Origin of the sequence: Eudoraea adriatica DSM 19308 (assembly GCF_000382125.1) — a bacterium.
Taxonomy (GTDB): Bacteria; Bacteroidota; Bacteroidia; order Flavobacteriales; family Flavobacteriaceae; genus Eudoraea; species Eudoraea adriatica.
Window position 1 is genome coordinate 481,912 of sequence record NZ_KB907548.1, and the last position, 20,351, is coordinate 502,262.

The 20,351-nt window shown below is 38.0% G+C and carries 18 protein-coding genes and 2 pseudogenes; 11 read left to right on the forward strand and 9 right to left on the reverse strand.

Annotation, left to right across the window (positions count from 1 at the left end):
- Positions 1 to 60 precede the first annotated feature (60 nt).
- A complete protein-coding gene (locus G504_RS0109225) occupies positions 61 to 2,127 on the forward strand; it encodes a serine hydrolase domain-containing protein (protein ID WP_083930724.1) in 2,067 nt (688 codons plus the stop codon).
- A 161-nt stretch (positions 2,128 to 2,288) separates the two neighbouring features.
- Positions 2,289 to 4,031, forward strand: a complete 1,743-nt coding sequence (locus G504_RS18450; protein ID WP_019669885.1) for a hypothetical protein — start codon at positions 2,289 to 2,291, stop codon at positions 4,029 to 4,031.
- 343 nt (positions 4,032 to 4,374) lie between these two features.
- Here G504_RS18450 and G504_RS0109235 read toward each other — a convergent pair whose 3' ends face one another.
- The 3 genes from G504_RS0109235 to G504_RS0109245 all read right to left on the reverse strand — a co-directional run bounded on the left by G504_RS0109235 (position 4,375) and on the right by G504_RS0109245 (position 8,019).
- On the reverse strand, positions 4,375 to 4,734 hold the full coding sequence (locus tag G504_RS0109235; RefSeq protein WP_019669886.1) for a cyclic nucleotide-binding domain-containing protein: 360 nt from the start codon (positions 4,732 to 4,734) through the stop codon (positions 4,375 to 4,377).
- Positions 4,703 to 6,088, reverse strand: a complete 1,386-nt coding sequence (locus G504_RS0109240; RefSeq protein ID WP_019669887.1) for an NAD(P)/FAD-dependent oxidoreductase — start codon at positions 6,086 to 6,088, stop codon at positions 4,703 to 4,705. The genes G504_RS0109235 and G504_RS0109240 overlap by 32 nt, the downstream gene beginning before the upstream one ends.
- A gap of 272 nt (positions 6,089 to 6,360) precedes the next feature.
- Positions 6,361 to 8,019 carry a DUF885 domain-containing protein gene (locus G504_RS0109245; RefSeq protein WP_019669888.1) on the reverse strand — a complete coding sequence of 553 codons (1,659 nt, stop codon included), beginning with the start codon at positions 8,017 to 8,019 and terminating at the stop codon, positions 6,361 to 6,363.
- A 434-nt stretch (positions 8,020 to 8,453) separates the two neighbouring features.
- On the opposite strand from G504_RS0109245, the gene G504_RS0109250 reads away from it, so the two are divergent.
- Both G504_RS0109250 and G504_RS19180 read left to right on the forward strand, forming a co-directional pair.
- Positions 8,454 to 9,881, forward strand: a complete 1,428-nt coding sequence (locus G504_RS0109250; RefSeq protein ID WP_019669889.1) for a M20 family peptidase — start codon at positions 8,454 to 8,456, stop codon at positions 9,879 to 9,881.
- 329 nt (positions 9,882 to 10,210) lie between these two features.
- The gene (locus G504_RS19180) at positions 10,211 to 10,960 is read left to right on the forward strand and encodes a DUF6090 family protein (protein WP_019669890.1); all 750 of its coding nucleotides are present in this window, start codon (positions 10,211 to 10,213) and stop codon (positions 10,958 to 10,960) included.
- 64 nt (positions 10,961 to 11,024) lie between these two features.
- On the opposite strand, the pseudogene G504_RS19465 reads toward G504_RS19180, so the two are convergent.
- Positions 11,025 to 11,204: pseudogene (locus G504_RS19465) on the reverse strand (magnesium chelatase subunit ChlI family protein); the annotation flags it as partial.
- A 13-nt stretch (positions 11,205 to 11,217) separates the two neighbouring features.
- Entirely contained in the window at positions 11,218 to 11,628 is a 411-nt protein-coding gene (locus G504_RS0109260; protein WP_019669891.1) for a nuclear transport factor 2 family protein, read from the reverse strand.
- A gap of 819 nt (positions 11,629 to 12,447) precedes the next feature.
- Here G504_RS0109260 and G504_RS19185 point away from each other — a divergent pair.
- From G504_RS19185 to G504_RS19655, 3 genes are all read left to right on the forward strand, one after another.
- Positions 12,448 to 13,191 carry a DUF6090 family protein gene (locus tag G504_RS19185; protein ID WP_019669892.1) on the forward strand — a complete coding sequence of 248 codons (744 nt, stop codon included), beginning with the start codon at positions 12,448 to 12,450 and terminating at the stop codon, positions 13,189 to 13,191.
- A gap of 68 nt (positions 13,192 to 13,259) precedes the next feature.
- A complete protein-coding gene (locus G504_RS0109270; protein ID WP_019669893.1) occupies positions 13,260 to 13,688 on the forward strand; it encodes an SRPBCC family protein in 429 nt (142 codons plus the stop codon).
- Between the two features lie 88 nt (positions 13,689 to 13,776).
- Positions 13,777 to 13,914: a hypothetical protein gene (locus tag G504_RS19655; protein WP_157473173.1), complete on the forward strand. Its 138-nt coding sequence runs from the start codon at positions 13,777 to 13,779 to the stop codon at positions 13,912 to 13,914.
- Here the strand turns inward: G504_RS19655 and G504_RS19470 are convergent.
- The 4 genes and pseudogenes from G504_RS19470 to G504_RS0109280 form a co-directional block, all read right to left on the reverse strand.
- Positions 13,911 to 14,207, reverse strand: a complete 297-nt coding sequence (locus tag G504_RS19470) for a four helix bundle protein (RefSeq protein WP_083930730.1) — start codon at positions 14,205 to 14,207, stop codon at positions 13,911 to 13,913. The genes G504_RS19655 and G504_RS19470 overlap by 4 nt on opposite strands.
- A gap of 191 nt (positions 14,208 to 14,398) precedes the next feature.
- A pseudogene (locus G504_RS19475) lies at positions 14,399 to 14,509 on the reverse strand (magnesium chelatase subunit ChlI family protein); the annotation flags it as partial.
- A 56-nt stretch (positions 14,510 to 14,565) separates the two neighbouring features.
- Entirely contained in the window at positions 14,566 to 15,297 is a 732-nt protein-coding gene (locus G504_RS0109275; protein ID WP_019669894.1) for a CPBP family intramembrane glutamic endopeptidase, read from the reverse strand.
- 113 nt (positions 15,298 to 15,410) lie between these two features.
- Positions 15,411 to 16,541, reverse strand: a complete 1,131-nt coding sequence (locus G504_RS0109280; RefSeq protein ID WP_019669895.1) for a helix-turn-helix domain-containing protein — start codon at positions 16,539 to 16,541, stop codon at positions 15,411 to 15,413.
- Between the two features lie 350 nt (positions 16,542 to 16,891).
- On the opposite strand from G504_RS0109280, the gene G504_RS0109285 reads away from it, so the two are divergent.
- The 4 genes from G504_RS0109285 to G504_RS19200 all read left to right on the forward strand — a co-directional run bounded on the left by G504_RS0109285 (position 16,892) and on the right by G504_RS19200 (position 20,339).
- Positions 16,892 to 17,608, forward strand: coding sequence for a DUF6090 family protein (locus G504_RS0109285; protein WP_026348485.1), 717 nt, complete (start codon positions 16,892 to 16,894; stop codon positions 17,606 to 17,608).
- Positions 17,609 to 17,908: 300 nt separating this feature from the next.
- Entirely contained in the window at positions 17,909 to 18,697 is a 789-nt protein-coding gene (locus tag G504_RS19190; RefSeq protein ID WP_019669897.1) for a DUF6090 family protein, read from the forward strand.
- A gap of 95 nt (positions 18,698 to 18,792) precedes the next feature.
- Entirely contained in the window at positions 18,793 to 19,596 is an 804-nt protein-coding gene (locus tag G504_RS19195; protein ID WP_019669898.1) for a DUF6090 family protein, read from the forward strand.
- A gap of 20 nt (positions 19,597 to 19,616) precedes the next feature.
- The gene (locus tag G504_RS19200) at positions 19,617 to 20,339 is read left to right on the forward strand and encodes a DUF6090 family protein (RefSeq protein ID WP_019669899.1); all 723 of its coding nucleotides are present in this window, start codon (positions 19,617 to 19,619) and stop codon (positions 20,337 to 20,339) included.
- Positions 20,340 to 20,351: the final 12 nt, after the last annotated feature.

Consider the following 20,351-nt stretch of genomic DNA (forward strand, 5'->3'; position numbering starts at 1 on the left):
TTAAAATATACTGTGCTTCTTCATATACTAAACATTGACAAACATTAAAAACAGAATAAAATGCAACTAAAAAAACTATATCTATTAATTATACTAACAATGCTTTGCGCTCAAAACTTGTTTTCTCAGGAAACGAGTGATATTGTTATTGGAGAAAAATTAGCCAAAATCGAAACCAAAATTCAGGCATGGAAAAAGCAAACCAAAGCCCCTGCTGTTTCTGTGGCGTTCCAGTACTACGATTTTTATTATGAAAATGCGTGGGGTTTGGCAGATATTGAAAATCAAGTCAAAGCAAAACCTGAATCTTCGTATCAAATTGCTTCAACGACAAAGCCTATGACCGCCATAGCAATTTTGAAACTTTGGGAAATGGGAAAAATCGATTTGGACGCTGAAGTACAAACGTATTATCCGTCTTTTCCGAAGAAAAAACATCCTATTACGATTCGCCAAATACTATCTCACACAGCAGGGATTTCCCATTATCGAAGCGACAGTAAAGAGGAAAAACACATCAAAGAACCTTACTCTTCAAAAATGGCGATTGATATTTTTAAAGATTGGGAATTAATTTTTGAGCCAAACACGGATTGGAGGTATTCGAGTTATGGCTACAACCTTTTGGGCGCGGTGATTGAAGAGGTAAGTGGTAAATCGTACGAAGATTTTTTAAAAGAACACATTTGGGTACCCGCAAACATGGAAAATACCATGATGGATGACCCGATTGCGATTGTTCCGAATCGAGTTCGAGGCTATTTTAAAAATGGAGGCAAAATCGAAAATGGTGAATATCTGGACATTAGTAGTCGATTTGGAGCCGGCGGGGTACGTTCGACCGTTCAGGATATTGTTAAAATGGGAATTGCCTTGAAAAATGGAAAAATTCTAAAACCTGAAACAGTTGAATTGATGCTTGAACCTATGGGCGACCAAGGTTGGAATGAATATGCGTTAGGAATTTCGGTCCGTCCTTATTTGGGCCAACACATCATTATGCATAGTGGCGGAATGCCTCAAACCAGTTTTTTGTTTATCGCTGCGCCTGCGGATAATTTATCTTTGTCTATTGGGTCTAACCTGGGACGGCAAGATGTAGAAAGTTTAGGGATTAGTTTGGTTCAGATCCTATCAGGAATTGACACTAAAACTGTCACCGCAAAAAAAACAGAAGATAAGTTGATGTTGGATGCCATAAACGAAGTTTATAATTTTGGGCAAGGTTATTACCAGAAAATGGGTAAATCCAAAGTTAATAATGATAAAAATTTAGCTTCAGATTTTAAGTATTTCAATCGGTACATTAATCCAAAATACATCAGTGATAAATCTAAAGAAGCTCAGGAACAAATCAGGGCTGGGCATCAAATTCAACCTGAAAAATCATTGATTTGGGATAGAGTAGGCGGATACATGGCAAGCCAACTAAATCAAAATTACTACCAAGAAGGCGCATTAGCTTTTTTCAAGGCATATATTGGTTTGTACAAAAAAGATAAATCCATTTCGTACCGTTTTACAAAAGGTTTTGAAAATGCTGTGGAGAAATATTATCAAGATTGGCAAGTTACCAAAGCACTGGATCCTAGCTTGACACGCTTTGATAAAAACACAGATTGGGATCAAGTACCGATTCAATTGGACAATGAATTGAAAAAGTATAGCGTATATCCTGATTTTTATGGTGATTTGATTGACTACACGTATTCAAATTTACTTTTTCAGAAAAAATATGACGAAATTTCTGAAATTACAAGCCTTGCGGATACCTATTTTTCCGAGCGTTTTTTTACTGAGTTTTTGAAGGGGTTCAAAGCATTGAGTCAAAAAGATTTGAATAAAGCAAAAACTTATTTCGCAAAAGCCAATGAAATTGAAAATCATTTAGAAAATCCGAATTGGATTGGCTCATTGATTTTACAATTAGCCCAAACCGACCCGGTAATGGCATTTAGTTTGGGCGAAGTTATGGCTACGTATAATCCAAAATCGTACGAATTTCAGATTGGTATGTCAAACTTAGCCAGAAAAATGGGTATGAGAGAAAAGTCTATTTATTATGCTCAAAAAGTTTTAGAGATAAAGCCTGATGACGAAATGGCTTTGAAACTTATAGGAAGTTAATAGTCAATTAATAGTTAATCCATCAGGTGAGTGTTCTCAAAAGTTGCTAAAAAACTGCACTCATCACAAACTAAAACGATCACGGCTGCTAAATGGACCCGCGTTGTGTAACTACAGGTTGTGCCTTAATAGATGTAAAATAGAAAATATAAATATCCAATATGAAAACTAATTTAATCACTACCTTAAGTATTTTCCTTTTAGTATTTCTTACTATCTCTACTGCTTTTTCTCAAGCAAGAAATATCCATGAAGAAAACCCAATTGAATACTTCAATAAAAGAACTGAAGCTCTAAGTCTTGCCAAAAATCAGAAGTGGCAAGAGTTGATTCCCATAGTGGAAAACCTCACGCAACAGTATCAGAAAGATGGAGACCTCTTCTATATAATAGGGCTTGCTTATTATGAAACCAAGCAATATCAAAAGGCTATTACGGCACTAAAGAACACCCTTGACCTTGGTGGAACTAATTTAAGTGGAATCCCAACTGGTTCTCGTCCTTCAAATGACATTATGATAAAAATTGCCAAGGCTTATGCCTTAAATGGTGATAAATCCAGTGCTATGTTATGGTTGCAAAAAGGGTTTGCCGCACGCTATGATGAAAAACCGTTTTTAAAAGACGACCCTGCGTTTAAAGCCTTTAAACAGGATGAAGATTATCTATCGTTATTTGGAAATGATACACAAGAAGAAATAACAAGAGAAGAAGCTTGGGCCAAAGATCTAGATTATTTAGAAAAACGCACTCTAGAACTTCATTACAATTTACATCGCACCTTAGCCGAAACTGATTTTACCAAATCATTTTTGGAGCTAAAATCATCCATAGACTCCTTGTCCGATGAGCAGATTATTGTTGAGCTAATGAGAGTTTTCGGAGGTTTGGGCAATGGCCATAACTTAATCCTAGCAACATCTCCAAAAGTGGGTGCATTAAAAAAACTCCCTGTTCAATTTTATCAGTTTAATGATGGGGTATTTATTATTGAAGCTGATGAAAACTTCGAACAATGGATTGGCTATAAAGTAGAATCGATTGAAAACACGCCTGTTGAAGAAGTACTTCAAAAAACGAATGCAGTTAACGCCAGGGATAATGATATGCAAACACTTTGGTGGGGTTCTTATTATATGGGATTACCTGATGTATTAGAGAGTTTAGGAATTATTAAGAAGGCGAGCCAAGTAACAATAACTTTAAGTGATAAAAAAGGAAAGTCTCAAAAAGTAACAATGAATCCTATTAGTTGGAATTTTGACACCCTAAATATACCAAAGCTAAAAATTGAACCACAGCCCTTATTCTTATCAAAAATGGATGATCCATATTGGTTTAAATTATTGCCAGAATATAGCACTATCTATATTCAATTTAATGTAGTCACACAGAAAGAAGAGAAGTCTATAGAGGATTTTAACATGGAAATACGTACACAGATAGCTCAAAATAAAACGGGAAATTTAATTTTAGATTTGAGACACAACCACGGTGGAGACGGTTCTTTATTACCACCAATGCTAAAAACCATTATGAATTTTGAATTTAAGAATCCAAATGGAAAAATTTTTGTGATTATGGGACGGGGAACCTTTTCTGCAGGGCAAAACCTTTTAACGGACATCACGAGTTTTACAAATGCAATTCTGGTGGGCGAACCCAGTGGCTCAAAGCCCAACCATATTGGAGATGCGGGATGGTTTCAATTACCATATTCAGGATTAAAGGGAATAGTTTCCACACAATTTCATCAAACATCAACAGCAGAAGATTTTCGTAAATGGATTGCACCACATATCCCAGTTACTTTATCTTCAACAGATTATTTCGAGGGGAATGATAATGCATTGGATACTATATTTGAAGTAATAAAAACTACTGAATTTAGAAATAAGAACTAGGCATGAAAATGTATACAACATATTTAAATGCCCATATAAAGGCCTTTCAAAAAAGATGATCTAATTAAATGATATAAAACCTATTTTTAACCAAAATGAATCTATGATGAACAAGTTAAAACTATTAACTGTAATAAGGTTTTTGCTACTTGGATTTGCGTTTAAAGAATCTGATAAGCCTTAAAGCGAATCTAAAAATGCCCCCTCGCTGGCGCGAGCGTCACGCTCATCACCTTAAAGCTGTCAAAAACATTTTGGTTTTAAAAACGTCCTTCATACCCAAATGCATTCCTTTATTAAATCTTTTGAGTATGGTTTCCGTTAAAACCGCTGGAACCAAAGATCAGGGATTATTGATCTTTTCGTTAGCCTCCCGTAATCTGTTCGACATTTTTTCCAGCAACCTGTATGCCAGGGAAGAGTCCCGGTTTATGGACTTAAAGAAATTACGCTTGTCAATTGTGAGTATCCTGACCTCTCCGGCAGCCCGAACAGTACATGAGCGCACATCGTCTTCAAAAAGGCCCATTTCTCCAAAGAATTCGGATTCACCAAGTTCCGCTACTTTTTTGTCGCCTTCAGGCGTTTCATGTATCACATCTACCCTGCCCTCCTGGATTACATAAAGGCATTTCCCCTTGTCTCCTTGTTTAACAATGATTTCTCCGTCCTTATAAAGTTTGCCGATCTTCTTGCTTTTCATGACTGTGGCGATTAATTACTGATATGTTCGATACTAAAGTACTTTTGGCAAGTTCAAAGAGAAGACCGGGGTGTAGGAAGCGCCTGAGGATATTTCTGTAGCCGGCGCTGCCGGTGAATGTGTCCCAAAGAGCAGAACTCATCCTGAGGGCCGAATGCTCAAGTGCTTGTTCTTTTCCAACCATGCCCAGCAACCCTCTTTTCAAAATAGTAGATTTTTGAATGATCCTTGTGACCCAGAAGATCAATTTTCCAATCCGGTTATCCTTGTCGAGGTCGCTGCATTTGGGTTTATAATATTTTTCAAAGTGACTTTCACTGATCCCTTCAAAAATAACGGTACTCGCGGCGGCTTTTGCCGTAATAAAGGCGGCTCCTATTCCATTTTTGTATAATTTGGAAGAGGCCGAGTCACCGATCAGCACCACCCTATCGGCATAAGGATGATTGCCTTGTTTTATGTTGATATAGGGATAGCACTGGCAAGGCAAGGCCTTTTTTACCGGAAAATCTTCGGGGAAACAAGACCTTACCGCTTTGGAACTGATAAAATTCTGCACGATATCTTTGTCTATGTCCTTGCCCAACAACACAAGGGTTACATAATTGTATTTGGGAATCAGTGCTCCAAAGGTAATTTGCGGCAGATCCAACAGGAAAACATGCATGGAACTTCCCAGTTTTTTCTCTATATCGCGAGGCTTCATTAAAAATTCGCTGATGTAAGCACGGGTAACTTCCGGCAGCGAATAGGAAGGACAAATACCTTTAAAAAGTTCTAAAGCTTTAGGATTGAGTCCGACAGCTCCAACTACCAGATCATACTTCCGTAAAGGTGATTTAGAACACCCCACCATCACTCCTTCCTCCGTTCTTTCCAGGAGGGTTACCTTTTCAAGAATAAGCCTGGCCCCGTTCTCCTGGCATAGACCCAACAGGTAATTGTCAAACCCTTTCAGACTATTGTCCAGGCAACCTCTTGGCCCGCATCCCCTAAACACTGATGCGATACGACGTTCATCAGTTGGGGCATGGATCTTCCTTGTCCCCTGCTCGGTATGCATAGTATAGGTTTTGATTCCACGTTGTATAATATCTGAAGGGATCACCAAGCCATCTGTGGCCAATTCCTGAACCAAGGATTCTGATATAATTCCTCCGCAGTGATTGCACCCGGAAGAACCTACCTTCGTGAAATCCTTGGCTTCAAAAATATCTAGTTCAAGTTCAAGGTCAAATCTTCTGGCGTACTCCAGTACATAGTAGCTAAAAAAGCTTCCGGCAGGCCCACCCCCAATAACGGCAATACGGGAGCCATCTGTCAATTCCATATCCTGCGCAGTTATAAAAGACATAATAGTTGCTGTTAGAAATGATTTGGGCGAGTCGAATATGAAGTATTTCAAATATGGTATGCGACCGCAGCCTAAATCCATTTAACCCCGTAAATTAAAAGTAAGTCCTTAAACTTTAACAGAATATGATATTTATCATCAAAGTTGTTCGTTGCTCCGGACTGCTTCTTTAGGTAATTAGAATGATAAAGCTAAGCATGAGGTTAGAAGTATGAGGTTGGAGGTTGGAGGTTCGAGGTTGGAGGTTAAAAGTTCTTATTTCTCACATATAATTATTTTGACTCCATAATTACTTCCAAATTTTCATTAGAGCCTGTCATTTCCCAATGCCCTAAAGAGACAGGTATGTTCCCAATACTATTTAAGGTATCAAAAAAGTCTTTAAGTACAAATGGTTTTCCCTCCTGCTCCAAGCGTTTGGCATAGGCCGCCATGGCATTTTCCAAAAGATACTTTCCTGTAATATAACTGGTGCCGTATCCCGGTTGTCGAAGGTATAGATGCTGTTCAAAAATTAGTAACTCCTTTTCCGTTTTCATCCATCCCCTGGGCGTATACTCCGAGTGTATTGCTCCGGCCTCCTCCATCGTCATTTCATTGGCCTGAGCATATAGCGACCCCAATCCCCTTGCAGCCCTTTGAGCAATCATTATATAAACTATTTCTCTGGTCCTTGGACTATCGCTATAAAGGCCGGCTTGCATAAACATTTCCTCAACAGCTGTAGCAGTGCCTTCATTTCTGGAATCAAAAATATTATATAATAACGGACCGCGGCGTATTTCACTGTTATGAGGTTCAAACTCCATTCTTGCCAATTCAAACCAATGATAAAAATGCGAATACAAAGGCCTGGGGTCATAATGCTCTCCTATCAGGAAAAAGTTTCGTTTCTCCCTGGGAACATATTCACCAAGATGTTCTCGCAAGGCAGGTTCAAAATATGGCTTTACCGTTACTATCTCCTGCTCATCTAAAAAATTTATCAGGCTATTTGCAGCATCGTCTGCAAGCTTTACATAAGCCTCCGGAGAGTTGGCATCTTCTAATGCCGGTAAATCTCTATTCTTATGTTCTTCCAATTTTAAGGAATTCCAGGCCCTTGCCAGCTCTCTTTTTAAAATCATGACCTCATCTTCCCAGGTCAAAGGAACAAGGTGTACATTTTGAAGGTACCATGTGTAATTTTCCTTACCAATTCCTGAAGGTCCGGTTTTAGAACCCGACTGGTCCTTTAACCACAATGCGAAGTTATCTGTAGAAACAATGGCCCTGTTTATGGCAGTTACTATTTCCTTATCGCCTTTTAATTCCTCTTTTTCCTTAAATTCTTTTAGGACTCTACTTTGTTCTTCTATATCTCTGATACCCGTAATCCACAAATCCTTTGCATTACCGGTCAGGTTCTTCATGGCCTGTTCATTTAAACGAGGGATTACATTAAGATCTTCAATCAGGCGTGTTCGCTCACTTTCGGATAAAGGATGGCTGTATGTCCATAATTCTGTGGTTCTATGATGTGTGGGGCCCTCATGTGCCGGAACATCGCTTTTGGAAGTCCAAACTGATTTATAAAAGGCAGGGTCCCGTTCCCATGGCCTAAGCACTCTATAATTAAAATCATAGCCATTCATTTCGGCCCATACTATCATCCAATCAACCTGTTTGGGAACAGACCAGGAAGTAGTATCTATGGCTAGCAGCTCGGTTCTTAATAAATTAAACTGGGGGTGTCTTTTCTCAAAACCAGAGCGCGAATAATCCGGGACCCCATTAGATTGTAGTGGGTTTTCAAATGACCTCCATTTTTTAAAAAGACTTACTAAGGCCTCATATTTATTAGTGTTGTATTCTTTTTGTACAGGTGCCTTTTCCTGTAAACAGCTTACAAACAAGATTGAGCTAATAATAACTAAAGTAAAATATTTCATATTGGCCTTGTATTTTTAATTCCTAAATATATGAATTCCCTTTACTCCCGGAAAACTCTTGTTAGCGGGAATGTTACGAAACCAGGCCGCTCAAATTAAATTCCAAAATATCAACTCCAAATTCCAGTACGGATAGTAGCAATCCGTTCTTTTTCTATTTGGGATTTACCATTTGTAGTTACTGCTACTGGCGCAGCCTTTGAAGGGCAACCTCTGATATGCTCTTCAATGCGGGGGTAAAAGCGTTAAGTAAAATCACACAAATCTAAAGTCTGATACAATAATTGACTTAGGCAGCCTAACCGATTACTTACGCTATTTTGAAGCCATTCGATTTTAATGGAATATTTATATCCTATTCTCCGTAAAACTTCTAAATTTGGAAACCGTTAACAAGAATCAAAAAGAACAACTTCATCATTTATAATCCCTATATGAAAAAATCAGGCTACATCTTCCTGGCTGCAATCGTAATGATAGCCGGAATTCTATTGGTCAACACGCTGATGCTTACCTCAAAGCAGGTGGCCCCGGATGAACTGGAACCACTGCAAATTCCTGATGCGGTTATCCGGAATTTATCCGGAGCGGTTACATTTCCCACCATTTCGTACAATGAAGACGCAACCCCGGATTCTACTGCATTTTTTGGGTTTCACCGGTTCCTTAAGGCAACTTTCCCCCTGCTGCATGAAAAACTGAGCCTGGAAAAGATTAATGATTACAGTTTACTTTATACCTGGAAAGGTTCCGATGCGTCAAAAAAACCAATTATTTTGATGTCACACCAGGATGTTGTCCCGGTAGATCAGCCAACCCTGACCAAATGGGAAGCCGGCCCCTTTGAAGGAAAAATAACAGATGACCTTATAATTGGCCGGGGAACCATGGACGACAAGAGTTCATTAATGGCAATAATGGAAAGTGTAGAGATGTTGCTGGCAGAAAATTTTACCCCTTCGCGCACCATTTACCTGGCTTTTGGCCATGATGAGGAAGTAGGCGGAAGTAAAGGAGCGGCAGGGATTGCGGCCCACCTAAAGGATAAAGGAGTACATGCTGCCATGACTTTGGATGAAGGCGGATTTTTATCAGAAAATATGGTACCGGGTATTGACAATACGGTTGCCATGGTTAACCTTGCCGAGAAGGGTTTTGCGTCCTTCCGGCTTATCGTGGAAACTAATGGAGGGCACAGTTCCCGGCCTCCAAGGGAAAACACCATTGGGATGCTTGCCCAGGCCATTGTGGACCTTGAAGAGAATCAACTTCCCTATAAGCTGGTCTCTCCAATCGATTATCAGTTTGAGTACATGGGGGCCGAACTCCCTTTTACGGACAAAATAAAATATGCCAACCCATGGCTATTTAAAAATTCCCTTTTACAATCCATAAATGCCCATACCACCACGGCCGCCACAATTATAGAAGGCGGAGTTAAAAACAATGTAATCCCCACTGTGGCAGAAGCTACAGTTAATTTCAGAATACTGCCGGGAGAGACCATTGAATCTGTAAAAACACATATACAAAATACCATCAGTGATAAAATAAGGGTGGAAACGGTTGGTTTCCTTACCAATCCCTCACCGGTATCCGGTATTGATTCCGAGGCCTTCATGGTGCTGGAAAAAACCATACGCTCTGTATTTCCGGAGGCAGTGGTAGTTCCCGGGCTGGTTGGCGGGGGAACAGACGCCCGCTATTTTTACGATATTTCCGATGATGTATACCGCTTTTACCCGCTCAGGATTAATGCCGAAAGTTATACCCGGTTTCACGGGATAGATGAAAAGATTTCAAGGGAAAACTATAAAGAAATAATCACTTTCACTTACCATTTAATCAAACGCTATCCCTGAACAGGCATTAATTTTCAGGATACATTTTTACAAAGTATTTGTTTAGAATGACTTCGTATAGCGAATCCAAATTCTAAAAAATCCCTTTCAGTTAATGGCATTTTAAGGGTAGCTAGATTTGACTGGAATACTGGTATTGCCAAAAACTATTAGTACGAATTCCTTATATTGCTGCGCTAACCGTCAACCACAACTTCAAATGATAAATTTTTTCAGGACCGGGCGTATAGAAAATGTCTGGCAGACATTTTTAGCAGGACAAAGCGCAGCTATGGGCCAGATGAAGCGAAGATACCATCCTGCAGCGCTGGAATTATAAATAAACAAGTATGATTAAATTCTTCAGGCACATTAGAAAACAATTGCTAACTGAAAACAAAACGGGCAAATACATTGCCTATGCCATTGGTGAGATTATCCTTGTAGTAATAGGCATATTAATAGCGCTACAGATAAACAATTGGAATGAGGAAAGGGTAGCTCGTAGAAGTGAGCAAAAACTACTAATGAGCCTATTGGAGGACTTCAAATCCAATCTGGCTTCTCTGGAGTCTTCCCTAAATGAAATTCCGAATTTAATCGAAGAATACAGTTTGGTTTTGGAACATGCAGGAAGAATAAACAATGGATTGTCAGATACAATGAAAGCTGACATCATCGTCACGGGGTTTATACGGACCATCCTTGTTGACGGAACGTTAACTTCTGTGCTTGGCTCCACTACTTTGGAATTGATAAGCAATGATACCTTAAAGAGACTGCTCACTTCCCATCCTGCCCGCCTCAGGGATTTCAAAGAATCAGAAAACGACCTGATTGACTATGTGCATGAGGTACAAAGACCTTTGTTCAGGTCGTATATAAACTTATCCGACTTTCTATTAGATGAACCAAGGTTTGATGAATTTATAAAGCATGTCGAGCAATCGGATTATGAAAGCCTTTTAAAAAACCGGGAATACCTCAATTCCGTAATCGGCATCAGATCCATAAATAAAGACTTGTTGAATCAGTGCAGAGAGCTGTACGAGCATACCCGGGAAATAAGCTTGATCCTGGAGGACGAATTAAAAAATTAGCTAATGGCATAGTGCATTTTTTGCATAGGACCATTTCTATTCTATCATCCCGCGATAAACATATTTACGTAACCCTTTCCTTGTCTAAGCTAAGATTTTGTATTGCTTCACAGATGTGGTTCCCATCAATATTTAGGCTGTTTTCTAAATCGGCAATGGTTCTGGCCACTTTTAATATCCGGTCATAAGCCCTTGCAGACAGGTTGAGGCGTTACATAACATTTTTTAAAAGATCCCCGCTGGCGCAAGCTTCTAGCTCAGCTGTTAGTATGCACCCCCATAACTTCCTGGAGTGCAGCGGTGTTTGTATATTGCTGAAACTTGGTGACCTTACCCCCTTTAAACTGCCAGATATGGCAAAACTGTGAATCTTGCTCCTTGCCCGTTGCCTTAAAGGTTCCGGTGTATCGGCCTTCAATAATTACGGTTTCTCCCGCATCGTAAAACAAATTCGGGTGCACCTCGAAACCGTCCCATTCTTCTGCCAAACGAGCAAATAGTTGATTCAGTACCGCGTCCGGGCCAACAAAAGCTTCTCCACTGGGCATATACGGATTTCCTTCGGCCTCATGCCATTTAATTTCAGGATCCATGACACCAAGTACGGCTGGCACGGCGCCCCTTCCAAAAGCCTCGTAGGCATTCTTAATTATAGTTACATTACTCATAGGAATATATTGGTTAAAGGTTAATTTAAATTTGAAATACTTCTTTACCAAACACGGGTTTTCCTGATCACAGTTCCTTAGGCAGCATAAAACGTGCAATTGGTGAAGGAATTATCGATAAGATAATGCAATTATGACAAACCTCAAAACAATAATCTAACAACTCAACTAATACCTCGTGTCTTAGGTCAGATGCGGTGAGGTTTTATTGCTAAAAATACCAATAGATCATTAATAGGTATTGGGGCTATACTAGACAGAAATTTTACAGAAAACATAAAAAGCAATTAAACATTTCCTGTTCCGGAAGCATAATGAAATAAAAAAATATTTTTGATTTCCCCTCGCTAGCGCGAGCGTCACGCTCGTGATCTGAGGAAGGACGAAATAAGAAGTATGAGGTACGAAGGAAGAAATAAATGGGACGAAGGAAGAAATACGAGGTGCGAATTAAGAGAATATGATTATTGGTTTTGTTTTTTCTTGTTTTTCCGGGCAGTTTTAATTGATGACACTACAATCGCCAAAAGTTCATTCGCCTCATGCCCACCGCTGGCGCAAGTGTCACGCTTATGACCCCTCGCTGGCGCGAGCGCCACGCTCGTTACCAAAATGCTGGTTAGTGGGTTTAATCTTTCAAAGATCCATCATACCTAAGTGCAAGCCTTTATTATCAATTTTGAGAACAGTTTCCTCGCAACCTACAAGCGCTACATCTGTGATTCTATCTAATGTGGCGGTCTGCTTACCTCAATACTTATCTTATTACCGGCGTGTTGGTTAATTCTGTATCTTAGGAAGAACAACCAACTACTTCACATGATTAAGTTCTTTAGACACATTAGAAAACAATTATTAACTGAAAACCCGCCTGCCGGGTCACGGATGGCAGGCAAGTTCAGTAAATACCTTTTATATGCTATTGGCGAAATTGTGTTGGTGGTTATTGGAATATTAATTGCTTTAAGTATTAATAATTGGAATGAAGAACGAAAAACAAGAAAAATAGAGAAGAGAATACTCGAGGAGCTCGTTGAAAATCTGGAGTTTAATACCGATAGACTGGAGCAATGGGTAATACAAAATCGCCGGCATAATAGATCTAGCGAGATAATAGCCAAAACTCTCGAAAACAAACTTCCCTATAATGATTCTTTAGGTAGACATTTTGGGTGGGCGACCACCATGAGAAGAAGTGAATTATTGTCCGAAGTTGGGTATGAATCGTTAAAAAATGTGGGCTTAGAAATTGTTCAAAATAAGCAATTAAAAAAGTATATTGTATTACTTTTTGAACGTAATTACAAAGAAATTAAATCCAAGATTGAACAATTAAACCCTCTTATCAATGAATTACTTAATGTTCGCCAAAAGCGGTTTATACGATTGCAAGGTTTTAATTTCAAGCCATTAGACTATCCCAATCTTCTAATTGATATTCAATTTCAAAGCTATATGGCCTCACTCAAAGAGGAGAGAGGCTGGTTTAACCGCTCCTTGGAAGATAGCCTTCAAGAAACGCAAAAAGTGCTACAACTCGTAAAAGAGGAATTAAATAACTAATGAAAGGCTAACAATGTTTATAAACCATAAAAAAACGGACAAAATAATTCTGCCATAAACCAATTAATATGACGCATTCTATTTATCATGATTTGGTAATTAAAGCACCAATCAAAAAAGTTTATGATGCTATAACTGAACCAATGCATTTAGTTAATTGGTGGCCTCTCAAGTGCGAAGGAAAACCAAAAGAAGATGAAGTCTATAATTTCTTCTTTACACCTGAATATGATTGGTATGGAAAAGTCATTAAATCAGAAAACGAGAAATCTTTCCACATCAAGATGACAAAATCCGACCCGGATTGGGATTCAACTACTTTTGGTTTTGACCTGAAACAAAATGAAACTTATGTGCAGGTTAAATTTTCGCATTTAGGGTGGCCAGAATGCAATGCTCATTACAGAAGATCATCATTTTGTTGGGCTATATTGCTCAACGGATTAAAGAATTATATAGAAAAAGGAATCATTGTTCCATTTGAAGAAAGAGAATAACCTATTGCCAGCAAGGCATATAAAATTATAGCACCCTCGGTGGCGCAAGCGTCACGCTCGTGATCTGAGGAAGGACAAAATAAGAAGTATGAGGGACGAAGGAAGAAATAAATGGGACGAAGGAAGAAATACGAGGTGCGAATTAAGAGAATATGATTATTGGTTTTGTTTTTTCTTGTTTTTCCGGGCAGTTTTAATTGATGACACTACAATCGCCAAAAGTTAATTCGCCTCATGCTTTAAATTTTTGATTTCTTTTCTACCCGTGTCCGGGACCTCTTGAAATAATTCTAACCAATAAATGGATTCGTCTGCTTCTTCTTCTACAATTTTAAGTTTATTTATAAAATCTGCTGTTGACTTCGCCCGCTGGGAGGCCCTATAGCTGGCTCCTACCGAACTTGAACATCGTATTAGCTGTCTCGCCCACGCATCATATTCCCGAGATTTAGGGATGTTCTTACAGAACTTCCAACAGTCAATCGCAAACCTTTTAGTTCTAGATTTCAGATCCTGTATTCCTCTATTTTAGTGTCATTTCCAAATATTGTCACCGAAAATTCCATCTCGTACTTCGTACTTCCAACCTCGAACCTTAATTAGCCTAACCACCCTCTTTATTAAATTCCAAAATACAAACCCCAAATTCCAATGTTCACATTTGCTTTTTTCTTTTTTGGGATTTGAGATTTGAGATTTGGTGCTTATTATTATCCAAGCCACCCCTCTCTGTCCAAACTACGATACTGTATGGCTTCCGCTAGGTGTGACGCCTCAATGTTTTCTTTGGCCTCAAGGTCCGCAATGGTCCTCGATACTTTAGAGTAATAATTTCAATTATAGCATAAACCTGTTCTAAAAGTTCGAACAGATGTATTTAGTTACTGGCAAGATAAATCTGAACAAAAAGCAGCGTATCCATATAGATATGCGCAATAATCAGCGTCCATAGCCTTTTCTTTAGTACAAAATAGCTAATTCCCATAGCCAAACCCATAAATCCGGTTTGGACCATCCCCATAGCACCCCATTCATAATGAATTAATCCGAAGAAAACCGAACTAAGAAGTACAGCTATTAGCTTGCTATATTTGAAGGATTGTGTTATTTCAGCAATGCGATTGATTAAAAATGCACGGTAAATTACCTCCTCAGCAAAAGAAGAAATGAAGTATACTCCCAAAAGTGACAGAAGGAGCCCCCCCAGATTGTCTTTTAAAAAATCATATCTACTAAAATCCGCACTATCGGGAATTCCCGTAATATTAGCCATAATAATAGCACCCAGAATGAAGCAGCTGACAGCAAATACAAATACCACCAAAGATTGTCCAAAGGCGCGGAGGCCTTGCTTTAGACTAACCGGATTGAAGGTCAGTCCAAATTCTTTCCAGGACTGTCCGCGTAGTTTCAGACTGGTCCAAATCATTGCTAACATAAGGAGATTAGCAACCCAAACAACACCATAGCTACGAATAAGATCTTCACCAACCCATGAACTTGTACATTTAATAAACAAGAGGGCCGGAAGAAATACCAACAACATTTCGCCAAAGCAGTATATCCAATTCTGGTGGTCCGATTGTACATTTTCCATCTTAGTTTCCATATTATTTGAATTTTAAGTTAGATTCAAAACTATTGTAGAGAGAAATGGAAATCGACCGTCTTCAGGAAAACGGACGAAATAAATACAACTATTATCGCAAAATTTAAGTCTAACTAGGTTTGGGATAGACTTTTTTTAAATTCGGATGGAGTTTTACCGGTCAGTTTTTTGAATTCCTTGTTGAAGGAAGATTTGGAATTAAATCCGGCCTGAAACATGGCTTCAATTATGGTTATTTTCTTATCAGGGCCTTGGAGAATTGTTTTTACCTCTTCACAGCGAAAGGTATTTATGAAATCATAGAAGTTTTGATCGAATCCCTGATTTATAACCTGGGAGAGCACTTTTCCACTTACGCCTAATTCCTCGGCTAAATCTTTACTATTCAAATCTGGATTCAGGTATAGTTGATCTGTCAGCATCAAGTTGGTAAGCTGATTTTTGTAATTACTAATATCAACCGGACTAAGATTAGACATCGCATACTTTTCAGTTTCTTTTTTAGCAATACCAGAAAATATAGCAGGTTGATTTAGTGCTTTTACCAATATCAGATTAATGAAGTAGAAAGTTACAAGAAGTAATACTGTGACCGAAACATACAAGAATATCCTATTGCTTATAATAGGTGTCAGGTTATGAATCATTGCAACAATAGTGATGACAGTAAAGGCCCGTAGCATAAAATTGAGCCAGTCTAGTTTAATCCCGTCTATACTTGAATACTTATCTTTTATTACATCATGATACATTTTGATTGTGCTCCAGGATAACCACAAATAGTATAATATATGTAAATATATAAACAGACTAATGACATATACCCAGGCAGGAAAATCTGCGGTGGTAATTTTTAATGCAATTTCCGGCCCGGACTCCTTGTCCAGGGAAACAATTAGAAATAGCACAAAGCATGTATATATGACATAAGGCACGAAATTCCACGCATCTCTCTTTTTAAAAGCAAAGTCGTGGAATACTACAGCCCGGCAATAGAAATACAGAATAGGGCCATACAAGAAAAAAAAGGCGTCATCTAACAGATGAACCATTGGGTTGGGAAATATGTGCCCGCTAACTCGGGCTGCAAAATCTATCAGATTAATAGCGAACAAAAAAAACAGCAAAGCCAGCAGGCTATTGTTTCTTTTAATTCCTTTTTTGTTCGTAAACAGGTAGAACGCCAAGAACAAAAATTGGAAAGCCACTAGGATAGAAAGAAATGCGCCCAGGTTGTATTTCATAACAATTAAATATAAGCAAATCTCTATAAAGGAAGAGAGTATCAATAGGTCTTCGATACGTATTTACTGAAATTTACCCCAATCATCCTTCTCTTATTATTTCCAAAATTCAAATTCCAAATTTCAAAAGAGTTGATCAAGCATATGGTTATACAGGGTTTGAGATTTGATGCTTGAGTTTTGGTGCTTCCTTTTATCCAAGCCACCCTTCCCTATCCAGACTACGATACTGAATGGCCTCAGCTATGCCCCTGAATGTGTAACCTTTGAAATATGCCAATCTTAATGATGTTAAAACCTTACAAATATTTCAGTACCTTGTTAAGGTAACCACCAACCACTTCCTTACCATGATTAACTTCTTTCGAAAAATTCGTAAACAACTGCTTACTCAAAATAAAGTCTCAAAATACCTATTATATGCCATTGGCGAAATTGTACTTGTTGTCATCGGTATTTTGATTGCTTTAAGTATTAATAATTGGAATGAATGGAGGAAGGATAGAATTATGGAGCGGGAGGTTCTTGGTCAACTGTCTGAATCGTTGACTAAGAATTGTGAGGCGTTAGAAGACACCATCGGGGCAGCGATAGAATTAAATAATTCAAGATATATTATCACCTCCGCCCTTGCTCAAAAAACACCTTATTCGGATTCTCTTGAGAATCATTTTTGGGTTGCTAGTTTAGATTTTCGGCATACTACTTTCAGCTATTCCGGTTATGAAATTTTTAAAAATGAAGGATTTAGTGTTTTAACATCATCAGAATTAAGAGTGGCAATTGTGAATCTGTTTGAAAGTGACCTTAAGCGCCTTGAAGCCAATGAATCTGAAGTAATTAGAAATATTCATATTGAAGAAGTGGCAAAATTCATGATAGATAATTTCAATAATAGAAGAATTCCAAACGATTATGCATTGGTGCAAAGTAATCAACCGTTTTCGGAAAATTTAAAAGCCATTAGTGAGCGTGAGGATTGGCTAAATGGACAGAGAAGCAGATTGCTTGAGAAATGCAGAAGAGTACTGCAATTCATTAAGGAAGAATTGGAAGAAGCGGACTAAGGAATTGGCAGTGATAAGAATGCTTTTTTTACGATCCCCCCGGTAGCGCGAGCGTCACGCCCCCCGGTAGCGCGAGCGTCACGCTCGTGACCAAAATTGTTTACTGGGTTTGATCTTTCAAAGATCCATCATGCCCAAGTGCAAGCCTTTATTATCAATTTTGAGAACAGTTTCCTCGTAACCTACAAGCGCTACATCTGTGATTCTATCAAATGTGGCGGTCTGTTTACCTAAATAATTATCTTATTACCGGCGTGTTGGTTAATTCTGTATCTTAGGAAGAACAACCAACTACTTCACATGATTGGCTTCTTTAGAAAAATTCGTAAAAAACTGGCCGATGATAACCAGTTCTTCAAATATTCCAGATATGCTATTGGTGAGATTGTACTGGTTGTTGTGGGGATACTGATTGCCTTGCAGATCAATAATTGGAATAATGATAGGCTAAAAAAGGAACAATTAAACACATTTCTCGTAAGACTTACTGAGGACCTGCAATCTGATAGGTTAAACCTAAATAGGAAGGTAACTGGATACCAAAAGGGTGCTTTGAGGCACAACCATGTACTAAAAATATGTGGTCTTGACACCGTAATTATTGAAGAACTTTATCGACCAGAGAAGGAAACTGAAATATACGATTGGCAATGGCAAGGACCATATCCAGAGGAGTTTGATTTTAAGTTTTTTAAAAACGTAATTATAATCACCGGGCATGTACTTCGTTTTAATTCAAAAAACAGCACGATAACTGAAATGAAAAACACCGGGATTTATTCAGAAATTAAGAATGTTACCTTAAAGGATGAATTAGATACCTATTATAATGAAATTGTGGAATTTGATGCAAATCAAATTGATCTGGCCAAAAATTGGATACAAACCATGATAGATGACGGTGTATATCCAGATAATGACATGGATAGAATGGACGATCCTAAGGAACTGATCACCAAAAGCCCTAAAAGAATCAGTCTGCTCAAATATTTAATCCGAGAATATAGTTGGAAACATTATTATAGTGGACGACTCGCCCAAAGAATCGATTCAATGATTCCAAAACTGGAAGCCGAAATTAATTGGTAATCTTGGGGGTCTTATAAGTTAAATATGGTTAGGTTGATTTATAGTCTCTTATAATAATTCCTTACCTTAGGTAGAACAACCAACTTTAACTTTACATGATTGGCTTTTTCCGTAAAATCCGCAAAAAACTCGCAGACGATAACAAGCCGTTAAAATACATGAGGTATGCTATTGGAGAAATTGTGCTTGTGGTTATTGGCATTTTGATTGCTTTACAGATTAACACATGGAATGAAGAATTAAAAAATCAAAAGAATGAATATAGCTTTTACAAGGATATTCTTAGCGATCTTGAAAAAGATAGTATAAAATTAAATGGTCTTACTATATATTATAAGAATAGGATTGAACATGCAGGTTGGCTTTTAAAAAAAGTTAGAAATCCAAATAGTCCGCTTGAAAATGAAGAATTTGGCAAACATGTTGAACCTTTATATATTGGTCCGCTACAAGTAACCTACAATTCTTCCTACGAATCGGCAAAAAGTTCTGGTGCATTCGCAAATTTTAAAAACGAGGAAATACTAAAAAACCTAAACCAATTTTACGCTGATTTTGAGGAACTAAATGTTATTATGGAATCAACATTACGTTCGTTGGAATCTAAATTAGAACCTCTAATGTCAACCGTTCCGGAAAATTTTATCACTTCGGAAAGTGGGGCTTATGTTATCATGTCCGAGTGGCATGGTAATAGCGGATTTTATGAATTTATAGACGATATTAAAGATAAACGAAACCTCACTGTCGATATAAAAACTTTTATACAAAAACCTCAATTTGAATATTATTTAATTGGAGACCTTGGTAGATCATTCAATGCACTGACAAGTCTAAAACTCCGAGAGGAGCGACTTTCCAAAATAAAAAATGAAATTAAGAAATACATCAAAGACTAAAAATATTTCAGAAATAAATTATGATCAACTTCTTTAGAAAAATTCGCCAGCAACTCCTTAGTCAAAATAAGGTTTCTAAATATCTTTTGTATGCTATTGGCGAAATTGTATTGGTGGTAATTGGGATATTGATTGCTTTGCAAATCAATAATTGGAATGAAGAAAGGAGAGATAGAATAATTGAGCAAAAGGTGCTTGAAGGGTTAGCTAAGAATCTTGAAATGAATATTGAAAGGTTTGAGAAACGCTTAAATAATATTCAGTGGTATAGTAAATCTGGAGAGATTATACTTTCCATAATTGAGAACAAAAGAGAAGAAACGGATACACTACGTCAACATTGGAATCCGGCTCTAATAAACGGCTCGGGTGAAATCATAACAATTGCTGGATACGAAGCTCTAAAGAACGTTGGATTTGAGATTATTAGTAATGCAGTGGTGAAAGATGAAATCATCAATCTTTATGAGGACACTTATTTACTACAATTGAATCTTAGGCAGAATTGGGGTACTGAAGTTAAACCTGACCTAGATAAGTATATTACTGAGCACTTTTCATGGAATATAATATCTCGAGAAAGGGTTCCACATGATTATCACTTTATAATAAATGATAACTATTTTATTGGATTAATAAAAACAGCTGCTCTTCAGAGAGCTTTCATTACAAATGCTTTAAATAAAAGTCTGAAAGAATCTCAAAGAGTTCTCCAACTCATCAAGGATGAATTGAAGGAATGAGATTAATTATCT